At 63.9% G+C, this 17107-nt stretch carries 15 protein-coding genes; 3 read left to right on the forward strand and 12 right to left on the reverse strand.

Annotated elements, in window-relative coordinates; all coding sequences use genetic code 11:
* Positions 1 to 27: 27 nt before the first annotated feature.
* From AC1D2G_RS27645 to hisS, 6 genes are all read right to left on the reverse strand, one after another.
* A complete protein-coding gene (locus tag AC1D2G_RS27645) occupies positions 28 to 675 on the reverse strand; it encodes a class I SAM-dependent methyltransferase (RefSeq protein WP_477418012.1) in 648 nt (215 codons plus the stop codon).
* Between the two features lie 63 nt (positions 676 to 738).
* A complete protein-coding gene (locus tag AC1D2G_RS27650; protein ID WP_477418014.1) occupies positions 739 to 1842 on the reverse strand; it encodes a calcium:cation antiporter in 1104 nt (367 codons plus the stop codon).
* A 167-nt stretch (positions 1843 to 2009) separates the two neighbouring features.
* The gene (locus AC1D2G_RS27655; RefSeq protein WP_477418016.1) at positions 2010 to 3782 is read right to left on the reverse strand and encodes an AMP-binding protein; all 1773 of its coding nucleotides are present in this window, start codon (positions 3780 to 3782) and stop codon (positions 2010 to 2012) included.
* An 81-nt stretch (positions 3783 to 3863) separates the two neighbouring features.
* Positions 3864 to 4562 carry an ATP phosphoribosyltransferase gene (gene hisG / locus AC1D2G_RS27660; RefSeq protein WP_477418018.1) on the reverse strand — a complete coding sequence of 233 codons (699 nt, stop codon included), beginning with the start codon at positions 4560 to 4562 and terminating at the stop codon, positions 3864 to 3866.
* Positions 4559 to 5680 carry an ATP phosphoribosyltransferase regulatory subunit gene (locus AC1D2G_RS27665; RefSeq protein ID WP_477418020.1) on the reverse strand — a complete coding sequence of 374 codons (1122 nt, stop codon included), beginning with the start codon at positions 5678 to 5680 and terminating at the stop codon, positions 4559 to 4561. The genes hisG and AC1D2G_RS27665 overlap by 4 nt, the downstream gene beginning before the upstream one ends.
* 178 nt (positions 5681 to 5858) lie before the next feature.
* Entirely contained in the window at positions 5859 to 7364 is a 1506-nt protein-coding gene (gene hisS, locus AC1D2G_RS27670; protein ID WP_477418022.1) for a histidine--tRNA ligase, read from the reverse strand.
* A gap of 251 nt (positions 7365 to 7615) precedes the next feature.
* Between hisS and AC1D2G_RS27675 the strand changes: the two genes are divergently transcribed.
* Positions 7616 to 7870, forward strand: coding sequence for a hypothetical protein (locus AC1D2G_RS27675; protein ID WP_477418024.1), 255 nt, complete (start codon positions 7616 to 7618; stop codon positions 7868 to 7870).
* 54 nt (positions 7871 to 7924) lie between these two features.
* Here AC1D2G_RS27675 and AC1D2G_RS27680 read toward each other — a convergent pair whose 3' ends face one another.
* On the reverse strand, positions 7925 to 8563 hold the full coding sequence (locus AC1D2G_RS27680) for a DNA-3-methyladenine glycosylase I (RefSeq protein ID WP_477418026.1): 639 nt from the start codon (positions 8561 to 8563) through the stop codon (positions 7925 to 7927).
* 212 nt (positions 8564 to 8775) lie between these two features.
* Between AC1D2G_RS27680 and AC1D2G_RS27685 the strand changes: the two genes are divergently transcribed.
* Together AC1D2G_RS27685 and AC1D2G_RS27690 are read left to right on the forward strand one after the other, a co-directional pair.
* Complete coding sequence (locus tag AC1D2G_RS27685) at positions 8776 to 9519, forward strand: L,D-transpeptidase (protein ID WP_477418028.1); 744 nt, start codon at positions 8776 to 8778, stop codon at positions 9517 to 9519.
* A 268-nt stretch (positions 9520 to 9787) separates the two neighbouring features.
* Positions 9788 to 10708 carry a bifunctional 5,10-methylenetetrahydrofolate dehydrogenase/5,10-methenyltetrahydrofolate cyclohydrolase gene (locus AC1D2G_RS27690; protein WP_095088843.1) on the forward strand — a complete coding sequence of 307 codons (921 nt, stop codon included), beginning with the start codon at positions 9788 to 9790 and terminating at the stop codon, positions 10706 to 10708.
* 22 nt (positions 10709 to 10730) lie between these two features.
* Here AC1D2G_RS27690 and glcF read toward each other — a convergent pair whose 3' ends face one another.
* The 5 genes from glcF to AC1D2G_RS27715 all read right to left on the reverse strand — a co-directional run bounded on the left by glcF (position 10731) and on the right by AC1D2G_RS27715 (position 17063).
* Positions 10731 to 12056, reverse strand: coding sequence for a glycolate oxidase subunit GlcF (gene glcF, locus AC1D2G_RS27695; protein WP_477418030.1), 1326 nt, complete (start codon positions 12054 to 12056; stop codon positions 10731 to 10733).
* Positions 12057 to 12068: 12 nt separating this feature from the next.
* Entirely contained in the window at positions 12069 to 13274 is a 1206-nt protein-coding gene (locus tag AC1D2G_RS27700) for an FAD-binding protein (RefSeq protein WP_477418032.1), read from the reverse strand.
* Entirely contained in the window at positions 13271 to 13855 is a 585-nt protein-coding gene (locus AC1D2G_RS27705) for an ASCH domain-containing protein (protein ID WP_477225535.1), read from the reverse strand. Before AC1D2G_RS27705 ends, AC1D2G_RS27700 begins: the two co-directional genes overlap by 4 nt.
* 250 nt (positions 13856 to 14105) lie before the next feature.
* Complete coding sequence (locus AC1D2G_RS27710) at positions 14106 to 15602, reverse strand: FAD-linked oxidase C-terminal domain-containing protein (protein ID WP_477418033.1); 1497 nt, start codon at positions 15600 to 15602, stop codon at positions 14106 to 14108.
* Positions 15603 to 15740: 138 nt separating this feature from the next.
* On the reverse strand, positions 15741 to 17063 hold the full coding sequence (locus AC1D2G_RS27715) for a DUF3422 family protein (protein ID WP_477290124.1): 1323 nt from the start codon (positions 17061 to 17063) through the stop codon (positions 15741 to 15743).
* Positions 17064 to 17107: the final 44 nt, after the last annotated feature.

Here is a 17107-nt window from a genome sequence, read left to right on the forward strand (position 1 = left end):
TTCGCACTAGCGCGCTGGGAAACCGGCCTATAGCTTTCTAAAGAAGCCGGACAGAATATTCGGACCCGCTTCGCCGGGCCGCAGTCTGATTCCGTCCTCGAAGCAGTTCAGTGTCACGCACTCGAAGCCGCTGTGTGCGAGGAGTGCCACCAGCGAGTCACGATCGAAGTGGTGCAGGTGCTCGTTGGGGAGACGCATGCGCCACGTCTGGAACCACGCGTCGCCGTCGGCCCCGAGCTCGCGCCAGCGGCAATAAGGGACGGCGACGGCCAGATAGCGGGCCTGAAGGCGGGCGAGGAAACCCAGATCCGGGATGTGCTCCAGCACGTCGAACATGGCGACGAGATCCCACGAGCTGGCGAGCGCCTCATCCCAATCGACAAAACGGACGCCCTTGGGCAGCGGAAACCTGGCGATGTCGCAGCCGGCGCAGTCGGAGACTCCGGTTATTTTCGCGGCCTCGACGAATGTGCCCGTGCCATATCCAAACTCCAGCACGGACCCGGGAATCTCGCCGGTGATTCCAAGCACCCAGCCAAGTCGCTGATATCCGAGCTTGATGGTCCGGTCACTCAGGTCCTCGTAATAGGAAATGTATTGCTTGTCGTATTTGATCGGGGTGAAGTCGATCTGGTGGATCACGCCAAACTCGTCCACCTCGTAATTGTCCAACATCAGCGCGCGGCCTCCGATTCCGAACTCCTAAATCACAGCCAACCGCGGATCCGGGCGCACCGGTCATGGTATAAATATAAGAAATATATACGTAAAAAATACCACAATATGGACCATGCCAGTCAGGAATGTTGTTCTTTCGGTACTAAAACTTACGTTGCATATGAAGAGTGCTAGAACCAGAAGTACTGCGTCAGTCGATGGAAGCCCAAGGGTTAAGCCTCTCCCCGTCAGCAGGCTGGCGGCTGCGACCGCAGGTATTGTCAAACCAATTGTAGCGCATGCGGAACCCATCGCAACATTCAAGCCGCGTTGCAGCTCATTGTGAAGTGAAGCGCGAACCGCCGAAATGGCCTCCGGCATCAAAACCAACCCGGCGATCAATGCTCCCACAATACTGTCGGACTGGGTCACCTGGTAGGCAACGAGCGTATCTTCAACACCTGCGGCGACTTGCTCGGCGAGCATGACAATTCCAATCAGCCCGATCAACAGGAGCAAAGTACCGACAGCGACGCTTTCGTGAGGGGCGGTCCGCATCGAAACGTCGTGTTCCTGTCCTTGGACGAAGTCGTCTCGGTGCCGGACAGTCTGCGCGAACACAAAACTTGCATACAGCAGCACTGAAAGCACGGCTACGAAGCCCAGTTGAGCAGCTGAAAATGTGCCAGGGCCCGTAGTTTGTGTGTAGGTTGGCAGAATAAGCGTCATGACGGTCAGCGCGGCCAGAACCGCCAAATATGCGCTGGTTCCTTGTCGAACAATTGCCTGCTTGCGATGACGCCAGCCGCCAAGCGCGAGACACATGCCGACAACGCCGGTAGATGTAATCATCATCGTTGAAAAGACGGACTCACGTGCAAGCGTGGGGTTGTTCTCTCCATGCAGCATCATGGAAACGATGATCGACACTTCGATTGCCGTCACGGCAAAAGTCAGCACCAACGTGCCGTAGGGTTCTCCTACACGCCGAGCCACCGCCTCTGCGTGGTCGAGCACCACGAAAATGGTGGTGAACATAATCGCACTCGAAAGCCCTCCGACAAGGATCCTGACGCCCAGCGAACCTTCATCCACCGACAGCCCGCTTGCCCTGACTGCGACAGCCATCATCAAGGCGGCCAAGGGCATCGCATAAGAGGTGACCGATCGTTGGAAAACACTCATTCAAGCCCCCATGCGCCTGCGAAACTTGCTGAAAACCCATGGGGAGCACCTTCGCCAATGTCCGGCAGACCCCCATTCGACCCTCACAAACAACGTCAGCCCGCGGCTCCAAACGATGCCGCGGGATCGCGACCTTGGCTGCATTCAAAATCGAAGCGCTGCTCCCCTTAAGCCGTCTTCTGCGTCACCAATCCCAGTTCCTTGACCATCGCCTCGCGCATCAAAAACTTCTGCGGTTTGCCGGTCACCGTCATCGGCAATTCGGTGCGGAAGCGAATGTGGCGCGGGATCTTGTAATGGGCGATCTGGCCGGAGCAGAAGGCCTTGATCTCCTGTTCGGTGGCGATCTGGCCTGGCTTGAGCACGATCCAGGCGCACAGCTCCTCGCCATATTTTGGGTCTGGAATGCCGAACACCTGCACTTCCCTGACCTTGGGATGGCGGTAGAGGAATTCCTCGACCTCGCGCGGATAGACGTTCTCGCCGCCGCGGATGACCATGTCCTTGACCCGGCCGACAATGTTGCAATAGCCCTCGGCATCGATGGTGGCGAGATCGCCGGTGTGCATCCAGCCATCGGTGTCGATCGCTTCGCGGGTCTTGTCGTCGTCGTCCCAATAGCCCTTCATCACCGAATAGCCGCGCGTGCATAGCTCGCCCGGCGCGCCGACGGCGACGGTGGCGCCGTCGGCATCGACCGCCTTGACCTCGACATGGGGGTGGATGCGGCCGACCGTCGAGACGCGTTTTTCCAGCGGGTCGTCGACGCCGCTCTGGAACGACACCGGACTGGTCTCGGTCATGCCGTAGGCGATCGTCACTTCTGACATATGCATAAGCGACACCACTTTCTTCATCACCTCGATCGGGCATGGCGAGCCGGCCATGATGCCGGTGCGCAGGCTGGAGAGATCGAAGGACTGGAAGTCCGGATGATCGAGGAGTGCTACGAACATGGTCGGCACGCCATAGAGTCCGGTGCAGCGCTCATTTGCCACCGCTTTCAGCGTGGCGCCGGCATCGAACCCCTCGCCCGGGAAAACCATGGTCGCGCCCTTCGACACGCAGCCCATGGTGCCCATCGACATGCCGAAGCAGTGATAGAGCGGCACCGGGATGCACAGCCGGTCGTCGACGGTCAGCTTGATCGCCGAGGTGACGAAATTGCCGTTGTTGACGATGTTGTTGTGGGTCAGCGTCGCGCCCTTGGGTGCCCCTGTCGTACCTGACGTGAACTGGATGTTGATGGCGTCGCCGGGCTTCAGCCCCTCCGAGATGCGGTCGAGGCTGTCATGCTCGTCGCGCCCGGCCATGGCCAGCACATCACCGAAATTGAACATGCCGGGTGAGTTGTCCTCACCCATGCGGATGACGATCTTCAGCGCCGGCAGCTGCTTTGCCTTAAGCTTGCCGGGGGTGGCTGTCGCGAGCTCCGGCGCCAGCGTCTCGATCATGCCGAGATAGTCGGAGGTCTTGAACTTGACCGCTGTCACAAGCGCCTTGCAGCCGACCTTGTTCAAGGCATAGTCGAGCTCGGTCAGCCGGTAGGCCGGATTGATGTTGACCAGAATCAAGCCGATGCGCGCGGTGGCGAATTGCGTCACCAGCCATTCCCATCGGTTGGGCGACCAGATGCCGACGCGATCGCCCTTTTCGAGGCCCAACGCCAGGAAGCCGGCGGCCAGCGCATCGACTGTGTCCGACAGTTCGCTCCAGGTCAAGCGCTTGTCCTGGTCGACGAAGACCGCGGCATCGAGCGTGGCGTATCTGCTGGCGGTGTCGGAAAACAGCGCGGGTATGGTCTTGTTGAGCAGCGGCGTCGTGCGCTCGCCGGAAACATGCGCCGTGCCGTCGACGGGTGCCACGACGACACCGCCATCGCGCGATCCACGCGCGCGCAAATTGGTGGCATTCTTCAGCTCGTCGAGATTGATCGGCATCGCTGTCTCCTCCCAGGACGGGTCGAGCCTATCAGCCCGCCGGGATGGTGGAAATCCCGTCGATGGTACTGGAGGGCATCCTCAGCTGACGATGGCGGTCATCCTGGTGGCGATATCGCGCAGGACCGCTTCGTCAGCCGCCGCGCGTGTCTTTTTTGACGCCACAAGACAGGCCTGCGAGCGCAAAACCAGGCCGTCGCCGAGCACCTTGAGATGATTGGCGCGCAGCGTGGAGCCGGTGGTGGTGATGTCGACGATGACATCGGCCAGGCCCGCCGCCGGCGCCCCTTCGGTCGCACCGAGGCTCTCGACGATGCGATAGACCTGGATGCCGTGTTTCAGCGAGAAGAACTGCTGCGTCAGCCGCCAGTATTTGGTGGCGATCCTGAGCCGCCGGCCATGGCGCTGGCGGAAATCGGCGGCAACGTCGTCAAGATCGGCCATGGTGTCGACGTCGAGCCAGATGTCGGGCACGGCGACCACGACATCGGCATTGCCGAAGCCGAGACGGGCGACGATTTCGGCGCGGGTTTCCCAGTCGGCAAGGTTCTCGCGCACCAGGTCCTCGCCGGTGATGCCGAGATCGACCGCGCCCTGGCCGATCTCGCCAGCAATCTCGGAAGCCGACAGGAAGGCGACTTCGATGCCTTCCGAGCCTTCGATGCGGGCGCGATAGGAGCGCTCGTCGCCGGGCAGGCTGACGGCGAGCCCAGCCTTGGCCAGTACCTCCAGCGCCTGCTCCTTGAGCCGGCCTTTCGACGGAATTGCCAGGGTGATCATGGCGCCGTCTCCCGCAATGCGTCGATGCGATCGAGCCAGACGGAAAAGCCGACGCCGGGGATCGGCGTCTTGGCGCCAAGCAGCGTCAGCAGCCGGTCGTAGCGACCGCCACCGACCAGCGGCCGTTCGCCATCTTGCGCCGCGATTTCGAAGACCAGGCCGGTGTAATAGTCGAGCGGACGGCCGAAGGCGGCGTCGTAGCGGATTCTTCCCGTCGGCAAGCCATGCGCTTCGATCGCCTTGGCGCGGGCGGCGAAATTCTCCAGCGCCGCACCCAGCGAGAGCCCGGCACCACCGGCGAAGGTCGCCAACGCCTGGGCCGCGCCATCGAGCGGCACGTCGATGGCCAGAAAACTCTTCAGCGCCGCGAAGGCCTCGTTGGACAGCCGCACGCTGCGCAATTCAGCTTTCTCGATCAGCCGCCGTGCAATCTCGGCCGGCGATCGGCCGGCGGAAGCCGACAGGCCGGCCTCTTCCATGCCGCCGGCGATGTGGGCGGACAGACCTTCCAGATCGCCGTCGAGGACGAGCGCGGCGACCGGACCGGAGAGCTGGCCGTTGCGCGGCGGGTTGGCGAGATCGGCGAGTGCTGCCTGCAGCATCGGCGCCGAGCCGAAGGCGCGGGCAAGACGCATGCGCCAGCCGCGCGGCAGCCCAAGGGCGGCCAGCACCGCCTCGAAAATGGTCTGGTCGCCGAGCGTGATAGCCAGCGCCTGGCGGGGCAGCACCAGGGCAAGCAGCGCATGTGCGTCGGCCAGCGAACGGGCATCGGCTTCGGCGGTGTCGCGATCGCCCAAATCCTCGATGCCGGCCTGGAAGAACTCGTTGCCGCCTTCGCGGCGCTGACGGAACACCTCGCCCAAATAGGAATAGCGGCGCGGCGTGCCAGCCTGCGATCTTATGTGGTCGAGACAGACCGGAATTGTGAATTCCGGCCGCAGGCACAGCGCCTGGCCGGTTTCGCTTTCGGTGAGGAAAATACGCCGGCGCAGATCCTCGCCGGCCATGTCGAGGAACGGATCGGCCGGCTGCAACACGGCAACCTCGACGGCATGCGTGTTGCGCGTGGCGAAGAGGTTGATGATATCGGCTGATATGGCGGGGTAGCGGGAGGTCATTGATCGGATGGGCGCGAGGCACCCCCCTCTGGCCTGCCGGCCATCTCCCCCGCAAGGGGGGAGATCGGCAGTTGCAAGCCCCGCGCCTTTTTTCCAACGTTGAAGATTGGCGAAAGCGCTCGCGACATCCAATCTCCCCCCTTGCGGGGGAGATGGCCCGCAGGCCAGAGGGGGGTGTTCAAGCGCCACCTTTGACGCGATCGGCGGCCTGTGCCCCCAATATCTTCTTCACCTCTGCGACCAGTTCGCTTTCCGCCACCGTCACCTGCGCCGGGCGCGCGGCGCGCCATTCGGCGTTGTCTGATATTTCAGCCGACATGCGGGCGCCTTCGATCAGGTCCTTGATCTGCAGCTCGCCGTTGGCGCGCTCGTCGCCGCCCTGGATGATTGCGACCGGACAGCCGCGACGGTCGGCATATTTGAGCTGCGCCTTCATGCCGGCCCCGCCGAGATACATTTCGGAACGGATGCCGGCGGCACGCAGCGCCGCCACCATCTTCTGGTAGCGACCGAGGCTGTCGGTGTCCTTGTCCATCACCAGCACGACGACCGGCGCGATCACATCGGCGCTGTCGAGCTTGCCGAGGTTCTTCAGCGCGGTCATCAGCCGGGAGACGCCAATCGAGAAACCGGTCGCCGGTACCGGCTCGCCGCGAAAGCGCGAGACCAGGCCATCGTAGCGGCCGCCGCCACCGACCGAGCCGAAGCGGACGATCTGGCCGTCCTCATTGGGGATCTCGGCCAGCAGTTCGGCCTCGAAGACTGGGCCGGTATAGTATTCGAGGCCGCGCACGACGGAACGGTCCATGGCGATGCGGTCTTCGGCGTATCCCGCTGCCCGGACCAGGGCTTCGATCGTCGAGAGCTCGCCAACGCCTTCTTGGTAGACCGCATTCGTGCTGACGCTGGAATCCTGACCGGCCTGTGCATTCCTCGCTGTCGCGCGAAGAACCGCCTCGGCTTGTCCGTCATTCAACCCGGCGCCTTTGGCGAAGTCGCCCTCGCCTTCCTTGCCGCCATCCCAACGCCCCGGCCCAAGCAGAAGTCTCACGCCTTCAGGCCCTAGCTTGTCCAGCTTGTCGATCGCCCGCAGCACCGTCAGCCGGCAGCCGACATTGTCGTCGCCGCCAAGGCCGATCGCCTCCAGCACGCCGTCCAGCACCTTGCGGTTGTTGACGCGGATGACATAGTCGCCGCGCTTGATGCCGAGCGCTTCCATCACGTCGGCCATCATCATGGCCATCTCGGCGTCGGCGGCCACGCCCGGCGTGCCAATCGTGTCGGCATCAAACTGCATGAACTGGCGGAAGCGGCCGGGGCCTGGCTTCTCGTTGCGGAACACCCAGCCGGAGCGATAGCTGCGATAGGGCTTGGGCAGCCGCTCGTAATTCTCGGCGACGAAGCGCGCCGTCGGCGCGGTCAGGTCATAGCGCAGCGACAGCCACTGATCGTCATCGTCCTGGAAGGAGAACACGCCTTCGTTCGGCCGGTCCTGATCGGGCAGGAACTTTCCCAGCGCATCGGTGTATTCGATCAGCGGCTGGTCGGCCGGTTCGAAACCATAGAGCTCATAGACCGAGCGGATCGTCGCCATCATCTTCTCGACGGCGCGGATGTCTTCGGCGCTGCGGTCGGCAAAACCGCGCGGCAGCCGCGCTTTCGTCTTTTCCGATTTGTCGGCCATGGAATGGGTACTCGGTGTTTCGTGGCGCTGTGCGATAGGAAATTTCCTATTTCCGCAGCGCGCGTGTCCTAACCGATGCAGCTTTGTGCGGCAAGGGTTTGCCGCCTTGCCTCTCCCTGCCGGGAGAAGGCAGAGGCGAACCGCCCCCGAAACAAAAACGCACCGAAAATGAAACATTCCCGCCATGGGTGCGGCATCGTGCCGACACAATCGCAGCCGATAAGTCGCGCCGACACGAAGGGGTTCGGGCCATGACCAGCACAGCAAGAATCCATGCCACCGGCGGCAGCGCAGGCGACTTGCCCGTGCGCCTGCGTCCAGCCGACATCCTCGCCCAGAAAATGGTCAGCCAGGCCGCCGGTCCGTTCGAGATACCGGCCGACACCGGCAAGGGACCATCCATGCGCGACGCATTGATGACCGGCCTGCTGGTGATCTACCCGACCGTGGCCACGGTGGTGGCGATTGTCGCCGGGCTTTTCCTGGCCAGCGCGAACGGCACCTGAAGGTAGCCCGCCCACGCCTTCGGGCGAACTCATCACAAGGGGATGCAAGCGCCGCTACTTCGGCCGCTTGAAAGCCTTTCGCTCTTTCTCGACTTGCTTGCGGCAGACGCAGCCCTCGAGATGATCGTTGACCAGGCCCATGGCCTGCATGAAGGCGTAGACCGTGGTCGGGCCGACAAAGCTCCAGCCGCGCTTCTTCAGCTCCTTCGATATCCGAACCGAGACAGCGGTGGTCGGGTTGGCGCGCAGATGGGCGAGGTCGACGATTTCAGGACGCTCGTCCTTGCCGGGTTCGAACTTCCAGAACCAGGCGGCCAGCGAGCCGTATTCGTCGGCCATCTCGCGGGCACGCTTGGCATTGTTGATGGTCGAGACGATCTTGCCGCGATGACGGATGATGCCGGCATTGCCGAGCAGGCGTTCGACATCCTTGTCGGTGAGGGCGGCGACCTTGTCGAATTCGAAATTGGCGAAAGCCTCGCGAAAGTTCTCGCGCTTGCGCAGGATGGTGAGCCACGACAGGCCCGACTGGAAACCCTCGAGGCAGATCTTTTCGAACAGCCTGCGGTCGTCCGCCACCGGCCGGCCCCATTCATGATCGTGGTAGTGCAGATAGTCGGGCAGATTGCCGTGCCAGAAGCAACGCGCGACACCGTCGGGACCGGCGAGCAAGCCGGTGTTTTCCTTTTCCATAGCCAAAAATCCGTTCGTTAACGCGCCTTTGCGGTGCATTTACTGCGGCTTTACCAGATTCCTGAACCCAGCGGTAACCACACCAAAAGGTTTACTGACAACAGCGCATTTTACGCATTCCGATTCATGTTTCGGTTGCTGCTTGCGCTCCAATGATCGCCAAACCGGGGGGCGTTCCGCCCGGTTGTATCAGACGATCAAGGTGCGTTCCGATGAAGACAGTTCTGTTTCCCGTGCTCGGCGCCGTGGCTGTGTTTGCCTCGGGCGTCACGCCTTCAACCGCCGGCGATCGCTACGCCGACAGGCCGCCGGTTATGGTGAGCCCCGACCTTTCCGCCCCCTGGGTGCTGCAGCTTGGCCATGCGCCCGGCATCGTTCGCCAGAACCGCCAGGTCGTGCAGCAGCCGCGCCTGCGCTACGCTCAACCGGGGCAGCCTGACCGGGTGCAGACGGCGGCCGTGCAGCCGCCTTCCAAGCGGATGGTCATGCGTCCGCAGATCAACCCGATCTACCTGCCGCAGGAAGTCGCCTATGACGGCCCACAGAAGCCGGGCACGATCGTCATCGATACGACCCAGAATTTCCTCTTTCTGGTCGAGAAGAACGGTAAGGCACGGCGCTACGGCGTCGGCACCGGCAAACCCGGCTTCGAATGGTCGGGCACGCACAAGATCACCAACAAGCGCGAGTGGCCGGACTGGCGCCCACCGGCGCAGATGATCAAGCGCGAGGCCGCCAAGGGCCGCTACCTGCCGACCTACCTGGCCGGCGGCCTGGAGAACCCGCTCGGCGCACGCGCGCTCTATATCGGTACGACCGAATATCGCATCCATGGCACCAACCAGCCATGGACAATCGGCGGCGCGGTGTCGTCAGGTTGCATCCGCATGCGCAACGAGGACGTCGTCGACCTCTATGAACGGGTCAATGTCGGAACCACGGTCGAGGTGATATAGTTCCGGCGGCGAATCACTTGGCCGGCAAAGCACCTCGCTTTTGGCGGGCAGTCTGAAGATACGGGGGACGGGCCGTATGGGGATGCGGCCAGTCAGGAAGGGCAGCACGGGAAACCGCGCTGCCCTTTCCGTTTCGACCGGAGCCTGAGGGGCAGCGAGACACTCCCTGGTCGGCACGTCGCGCAAAAAGCATGACGGTTCGCTTTCGCGCTGCCCTTGGCGATGTTCTTTTGCTATGTCGGCGGCAACCAAGCAAAAGAGTTCACCCATGTCCCTGTCCGACGACAGCCGCTATCTCAAGGGCGGCCCGGTTGCCCAGCGCATCATTGCCGCCGTGCGCGAGGATGCAGCGATCGCCAAAGCCGAGGGGTTTCCGCCCAAGCTGATTTCGATCACCGTCGGCGACACCGCGGCGGTGGATGTCTATGTGCGCAACCAGCGCGCCAAGGCGCAACTGGCCGGCATCGATTTCGAGGAACGGCGCTTTCCCGCCACCATCACATCAGGCGAACTGGAAGCGGCCATCCACGGCCTGAACGCCGATCCGCGGGTCACCGGCATCATCATCCAGCGGCCGGTGCCGGCACATATCCCGGTCAGGACGCTGCAGGCGGCGGTGCATCCGCTCAAGGATGTCGAGGGCATGCATCCGGCTTCGATCGGCAACATCGTCTACAACCAGCTCGACCTCGCGCCCTGCACCGCGGCCGCCTCGGTCGAGCTGCTGAAGGAGACCGGCCTCGACCTCAAGGGACTGGAAGTCGTCATCGTCGGCCATTCCGAAATTGTCGGCAAGCCGATCGCCTTCCTGCTGATGAGCGAAGGTGCGACGGTGACGGTCTGCCATCACATGACGCGATCGGTTGCCGCGCATGCGCGTCGCGCCGATGCGCTGTTCGTCGCCGTCGGCAAGCCGCGGCTGATCAAGGCCGACATGGTCAAGCCGGGTGCGGCGGTCATCGACATCGGCATCAATTCGGAGATCGGGCCTGACGGCTCCAGCCGTATCGTCGGCGACGTCGACACCGAAAGCGTGCGCGAGGTCGCCTCCTGGATCACGCCGGTGCCGGGCGGCGTCGGCCCGATCACGGTGGCGATCCTGCTGCGCAACACGATGGTGGCGCTCAGCCGGCAGCGCGCGCTCTATGAAGCGACATACGGCACGGCCGACAGGCTGGCGGCCGAGTAAGCACCGAGACGGGCCACGAGGCCTACTCGGCGGCGATCAGGCTGTCTTCCGCAACGCCTTCCGGCTTCGGCCCGCCATAGGCCCAGTCGAGCAGCTTGATCGTGTGCACCACCGGCATCTTCGCCGCGGACGCGATCTGTGTGATGCAACCGATGTTGCCGGTGGCGACGATCGAGGCCCCCGTGGCCTCGATGTTTTTCACCTTGCGGTCGCGCAGCTTGGCCGAAATCTCGGATTGCAGGATGTTGTAGGTGCCGGCCGAACCGCAGCACAGATGGCCCTCGCGCGGCTCGCGCACGATGAATCCGGCCTTGGTCAGCAATTCCTTCGGCTGGCGGGTGATCTTCTGGCCGTGCTGCATCGAACAGGCAGAATGATAGGCAACGACCGTGCCCGGCTTGCGCACCGGCTCGGGCAGCTCGATGCCTGAGAGATACTCGGTGATGTCCTTGGCCAGCGCCGACACCCGCGCCGCCTTGTCGGCATAGACCGGATCAAGACGGAGCATGAAGCCATAATCCTTGATCGTCGTGCCGCAGCCGGATGCGGTGATGACGATGGCATCGAGCCCGCTTTGTTCGATGGCGCGCGTCCAGGCGTCGACATTTTGCCTCGCAGAGGCAAGCGCAGCCTGCTCACGGCCCATGTGATGGACCAGCGCGCCACAGCAGCCCTCGCCTGGCGGCACCACGACCTCGATGCCGAGCCGCGTCAGAAGCGAAATCGTCGTTTCGTTGATGGCGGGATCAAGCACGGATTGTGCGCAGCCGGTGAGGATGGCGACGCGGCCTTTTTTGGCCCCTTGCCCGGCGTGGATACCCGGCGAGGCCATCGGTGAGACTGCGGGGATCGATGCCGGGGCGAGCTTGAGCATCGCGCTGAGCGGCTTCAGCGCCGGGACCCGTTCGAACAGGCCAATAAACGGCTTGCCCAGCCTCGCCAGCCTGAGTGCTGCGCGAAAGCGCGCGGGATAGGGCAGCACGAAAGCGAGCATGGTGCGGGTCAGGCGGTCAAGCAGCGGCCGCTTGTAGGTCTCCTGGATATGGGCGCGGGCGTGGTCGACCAGATGCATGTAGTTGACGCCCGAAGGGCAGGTGGTCATGCAGGCAAGGCAGGACAGGCAGCGGTCGATATGGGTGACGATCTCCTTGTCGGCGGGACGGCCGTTCTCCAGCATGTCCTTGATCAGGTAGATGCGCCCGCGCGGCGAATCGAGCTCGTTGCCGAGCGTGACATAGGTCGGGCAGGTGGCGGTGCAGAAGCCACAATGCACGCATTTGCGCAGGATCTTCTCCGATTCCGCGACATGCGGATCGGCAAGCTGGGCAAGCGAAAAATTGGTCTGCATCGCGATCTAGTCCTAGGCCATGCGGCCGGGATTGAGGATGTTTCTTGGGTCGAATTCCTGCTTCAGCCGCGCGCTAAGTGCGGCCAGCGCCGGCGCCTGCGGCTCGAAAACCGGCAGGGCGGCGCGATGGGAACGGGCGGCGCGCACCAGCGTCGCATGGCCGCCGCCATGTTTTCTCAACAGCCCACGCAGCAAAGCGGCTTCCGGGTCGCCCTCTTCCATGCGCAACCACACCAGCCCGCCCTGCCAATCATAGAACGCGCTGACAGCGGCCTGCATGCGCAGCGTCAGAACCATCTGGTGGCCCTCTCCCGGCGTCATCGACACACGCCAGACCGGCTTCTCGGTGCCGTCGGCGAAGGGCCTGCAATCGCGCACATCTCGCCAGATCAGCCGTGAAGCCTCGCCGGAAATCTCCTCCAGCGGTCCAGCCTTGCCGAGCAGCGTTTTCAGAGCGGCGATGCGATAGGCGACGGAAGGGCCAAAACCTTCGACGCGCAGCAACGTCGCGGCCTCGGTGCCAAGCGTGCCGCCGGCGACGCGCGCGGCGATGCGCTCCGGCAGATGGGCAGCGCTCGACACTTCCGCGCTTGAGCCGAGCGCCAACGCCATGGCGGCGGCGGCGGCATCGTCGAGCAGGCCGCGGACAGCGAGCGTGACCTCGGTCTCGGCGGCGGGCAGCACTTTGAAGGTGACGTCGGTGAACACGGCCAGCGTGCCCCAGCTGTTGGCCATCAGCTTCGACAGGTCATAGCCAGTGACGTTCTTGACCACGCGACCGCCGGATTTGAACGCCTCGCCACGGCCGGAAACGGCATTGATGCCCAGGATATGATCCCGCGCCGCGCCCGCCTTCAGCCGGCGCGGGCCAGAAAGGTTCGCCGCAAGCACACCGCCGATGGTGCCTTTGCCAGGCTCGCCACCAAGCAGCGGGCCGTAGTCCATCGGCTCGAAGGCAAGCTGCTGGGCGTTTTCCGCCAGCAGCCTTTCGATGTCGGCCAGCGGCGTGCCGGCCTTGGCCGACAGCACCAGTTCGGCGGGCTCATAGAGCGTAACGCCGGTAAGCTTGGACAAGTCGAGCGTGTGTTCGCTCTGTTGCGGACGACCGATGCCGCGCTTGGAACCATGTCCAAGGATTTCCAGCGGAGATTCCTCCGCCGCAGCCCAGGCAACGGTGGACAGGACTTCGTCCAATGTGGTCGGGGTAAAAGACGTCAAAGCCTGTGCTCCCGGAGCTTTTCGAGCACGGCTTCGCCCCTTGGCGACAGACGGTAACCGACCTCGAGGCTCTCGGTGAGGCCGAGTTCCTTGAGCTTGCGGACATCCTGCTTGAATTTCAGCGTTTCGACGCCGGCCATCGCAGCCAGCTCAGCCGCCCGCACTTCCGGGTGGGCGCCGATCGTCCGCAGGATCGACGGGAAGTGGCCCGGTGCGGTCTTGTCCCAGCGCGCAAATCGTGCGGTCAGGGCGTGCCAATCCGCATCGGAAAGCGAGGCCTCGCCACGCAAGGCAACGCGTTCGTCGGGTTCGATACCGTTGAGTTCGATGCGGTAGACCGGGGTGCCGTCATCGGAGCCCAGCATCTCCTGAAGAGCTCCGAGTGCCGGAAAGCCGGCCGCAGTTGCGTCCTTTTCCGTCAGTGCGGACATGTCCACAATCGCAATATCGCCGATCAGCACGACGCCCGACGCCGTCCTCACCCGCCCGCCGGCCTTGACCGTCGGCCGCTTCCAGCGGCGAAAGGCGAGCGTCACTTCCTTGCGCGCGATCTTGTCCAGCGAGGATTGTTTGAACAGCAATTCAAACCTCACTCGGGTATTGGGCGATGCCTGCGCCAAACAGAGATGTGGAGATGCCGCGATCCTTCCCACCCCCCTCTGTCCTGCCGGACATCTCCCCCGCAAGGGGAGAGATCAGATCGTCACCACGGCTTTCGCAAACTCCTTTGGTTGAAGGATAAGCACCAGCATTGCGGCCAGCCAATCTCCCCCCTTGCGGGGGAGATGTCCGGCAGGACAGAGGGGGGTGTTCAAGCGCCGACATTTCCCCTCAAAACCTCGGAATGTCCGGAAACGGCAGCCTGCCGCCGGAAATGTGCATGCGGCCGAGTTCGGCGCAGCGGCGAAGCTGCGGGAAGACCTTGCCGGGATTCAAAAGATGATTGGGGTCGAAAGCGCATTTGACCCGCATCTGCTGGTCGAGGTCGATCTGGTTGAACATCTCCGGCATCAGGTCGCGCTTCTCGACGCCAACGCCGTGTTCGCCGGTGAGCACGCCGCCGACCTTGACGCAGAGCCGCAATATGTCGGCGCCGAAGCTTTCGGCCTTGTCGAGTTCGCCGGGCACATTGGCGTCGTAAAGGATCAGCGGATGCAGATTGCCGTCGCCGGCGTGAAAGACATTGGCGACGCCGAGACCGTATGTCTCCGACAGCTCGCGCATGCCGGCAAGCACGCGCGGCAGTTCCTTGCGCGGGATGGTGCCGTCCATGCAGTAATAGTCGGGCGAGATGCGGCCAACCGCCGGAAAGGCCGCCTTGCGGCCGGCCCAGAAGCTCAACCGCTCCTGCTCCGACTGCGAGATGCGGCAGGTGGTCGAACCGTTCTTGTAGGCGATAGCTTCGACAAGGCCGATCAGGTGATCGACCTCGACACTCGGCCCGTCGAGTTCGACGATCAGCAGCGCCTCGACATCCAGGGGATAGCCGGCATGGACGAAATCTTCCGCGGCATGGATCGCCGGCCGGTCCATCATTTCCATGCCGCCCGGAATGATGCCGGCGCCGATGATGTCGGCGACGCACTGGCCGCCCTGCTCGCTGGTCGGAAAGCCGATCAGCAGGGCGCGTGCGGTCTCCGGCTTTTTCAGGATGCGCACGGTGACTTCGGTGACGACGCCGAGCAGCCCTTCGGAGCCGGTCATGACACCGAGCAAGTCGTAACCTTCCGCATCGAGGTGACTGCCGCCGAGCCGCACCACCTCGCCATTCATCAGCACCATCTCGATGCCGAGCACATTGTTGACGGTGAGGCCGTATTTCAGGCAGTGCACGCCGCCGGAATTTTCTGCGACATTGCCGCCGATCGAGCAGGCGATCTGGGAGGATGGGTCGGGGGCGTAGTAGAAGCCCTCCTGCTCGACGGCGGTGGTTATGCCGAGATTGGTGACGCCCGGCTGGGCGACGACGACGCGGTTGGGGAAATCGATCTCCAGGATGCGGTTGAAGCGGCTCATGACCAGCAGCACCGCGTCCTCGAGCGGCAATGCGCCGCCAGACAGCGAGGTGCCGGAGCCGCGCGGCACGACGCGGATGTTGCGGTCGTTGCAGTATTTCAGCACGCGGGAAACCTGCGCCACCGTCTGTGGCAGCACGACGACCAGCGGCAGCTGCCGATAGGCTGTCAGGCCATCGCTCTCGAAGGCCCGCATGGAATTGGCAGCGTCGACGACGCCCTCGCCCGGGACGATGATGCGCATGTCGGCGACGATCTCGTCGCGCCGGCGCATCGTGGCGTCGTCTGGTTTCGGCATGGCCAGGCCGGACATCTGCAGCCTCGTTTTGCTTGACTGGTCAAAATCTTTTACCAGTGAAGCGCGGTGGTTGCAAATCCCGCTTTGGCGGAAAGTCCAAAGTCACCGCCGGACAGGCTTCCGCAGCGGCAATCTGCCGCTGCGGGTACAGCCCTATTCGCCCGCCGGCTTGCCAGGTTCGGAATGCATCCGGCGCACGCGGCGCACGCCCCACCAGACCAGCAGAATGGCGACGGGAACCGAAGCGGCGGTGACGACCTCCGGCGCAAAGGCGTGGCCGAAGATCGAGGCGCCCTTGGCGACATAGCCGACGAGGCCGACCACATAATAGGAGACCGCGGCGACCGAGAGGCCTTCGACGGTCTGCTGCAGGCGCAGTTGCAGGCGGGCGCGATTGTTCATCGACGCCAGCAGGTCGCGGTTCTGCTTCTCGACCTCGACATCGACCCAGGTGCGCAGCAGCGTCGTGGCGCGGGTCAGCTTGCGCGACAGATTGGCCTGGCGCTCCTCGACCGAACGGCAGGTGCGCATGGCCGGTGCGACGCGGCGCTGCAGGAACCCACCCCAGGTGTCGTAGCCGGGCACGGCTTCTTCGTCGAGCGCCTCCAGGCGCTCGACGACGATGCCGTCATAGGCGCGGCTGGCGCCGAAACGGTAGAGGCTCGACGCGGCGTCCGCTTCCAACTCGGCGGCAAGCTCGGTCAGGTCGGCCAGCAGCGTCTGGCTATCGCGGGTTTCGGCGACCTTCATTTCCAGCGTGGTCTGCGCCAGCCTGTCCTCGATGCGGCGGGCGCGGCCGGACAGGGTGAGCGCCAATGGCAGGCCGAGCATGGCCAGCGTTCGGTAGGTTTCGATGTCGATCAGCCGTTGCGACAGCGCCCCGGTTCGCGCCGGCGTCAGGCCGCGGTCGAGCACCAACATGCGGGTCATGCCGTCGCCATCCTGGCGGAAATCGGTGACGATGGCGGCGTTGCCGCGTTCGACCAGCGAATAGCACAGGCTGGTCGGGTCGAAGCCGGCGATCAGCCGCTCACTCGCTTGCGTCCACTTGCGGATTTCGAGCCTGATCCCCGAGATGACGGTTCCCGGCGGGGAAAACCCGTTGCCGAACGGCGAGTCCTCCAGCGCCCTGCCGCTTTCGGAGAGCGGGCCTTCCCACAGGTAGGTCGAGAATTCCGTGTGCCGCTCCCAGCGCAGCGAGCCCTTGCCCCACTTCATGGCGTGGTGGCGGGCCTGGCGGTCGGGCGCGGCAATGCCCAGACGCCGCGACAGTTCGGACAGCACCGCATGGTCGACACCGGATCCGCCCTCGGTCATGAAGGCGAGTTGCACCAGGACACGCGGCTTGTCGATCAGCGGATGCGGCCGGGCATGGACCTCGCCAAGCGCACCGGGCCGGCCCTCATGCGCGGGAAAACCCATGACGCTGCCCTTGGCGCGCGGCTGGAACTCGAGATTGGACGGGTCGTCTGACACGGCTTGTCCCCCGGGGTTCTCTAGACCCTCTTACATTGCGTCCC

The sequence above is a fragment of the Mesorhizobium sp. P2_C7 genome, assembly GCF_056404515.1.

Bases quoted from the DNA above. Each gene is read 5' to 3' on its own strand.
- AC1D2G_RS27645 (WP_477418012.1), bottom strand. From the start codon at position 675: ATGTTGGACAATTACGAGGTGGACGAGTTTGGCGTGATCCACCAGATC.
- AC1D2G_RS27650 (WP_477418014.1), bottom strand. From the start codon at position 1,842: ATGAGTGTTTTCCAACGATCGGTCACCTCTTATGCGATGCCCTTGGCC.
- AC1D2G_RS27655 (WP_477418016.1), bottom strand. From the start codon at position 3,782: ATGCCGATCAATCTCGACGAGCTGAAGAATGCCACCAATTTGCGCGCG.
- hisG (WP_477418018.1), bottom strand. From the start codon at position 4,562: ATGATCACCCTGGCAATTCCGTCGAAAGGCCGGCTCAAGGAGCAGGCG.
- AC1D2G_RS27665 (WP_477418020.1), bottom strand. From the start codon at position 5,680: ATGACCTCCCGCTACCCCGCCATATCAGCCGATATCATCAACCTCTTC.
- hisS (WP_477418022.1), bottom strand. From the start codon at position 7,364: ATGGCCGACAAATCGGAAAAGACGAAAGCGCGGCTGCCGCGCGGTTTT.
- AC1D2G_RS27675 (WP_477418024.1), top strand. From the start codon at position 7,616: ATGACCAGCACAGCAAGAATCCATGCCACCGGCGGCAGCGCAGGCGAC.
- AC1D2G_RS27680 (WP_477418026.1), bottom strand. From the start codon at position 8,563: ATGGAAAAGGAAAACACCGGCTTGCTCGCCGGTCCCGACGGTGTCGCG.
- AC1D2G_RS27685 (WP_477418028.1), top strand. From the start codon at position 8,776: ATGAAGACAGTTCTGTTTCCCGTGCTCGGCGCCGTGGCTGTGTTTGCC.
- AC1D2G_RS27690 (WP_095088843.1), top strand. From the start codon at position 9,788: ATGTCCCTGTCCGACGACAGCCGCTATCTCAAGGGCGGCCCGGTTGCC.
- glcF (WP_477418030.1), bottom strand. From the start codon at position 12,056: ATGCAGACCAATTTTTCGCTTGCCCAGCTTGCCGATCCGCATGTCGCG.
- AC1D2G_RS27710 (WP_477418033.1), bottom strand. From the start codon at position 15,602: ATGTCCGGCCTGGCCATGCCGAAACCAGACGACGCCACGATGCGCCGG.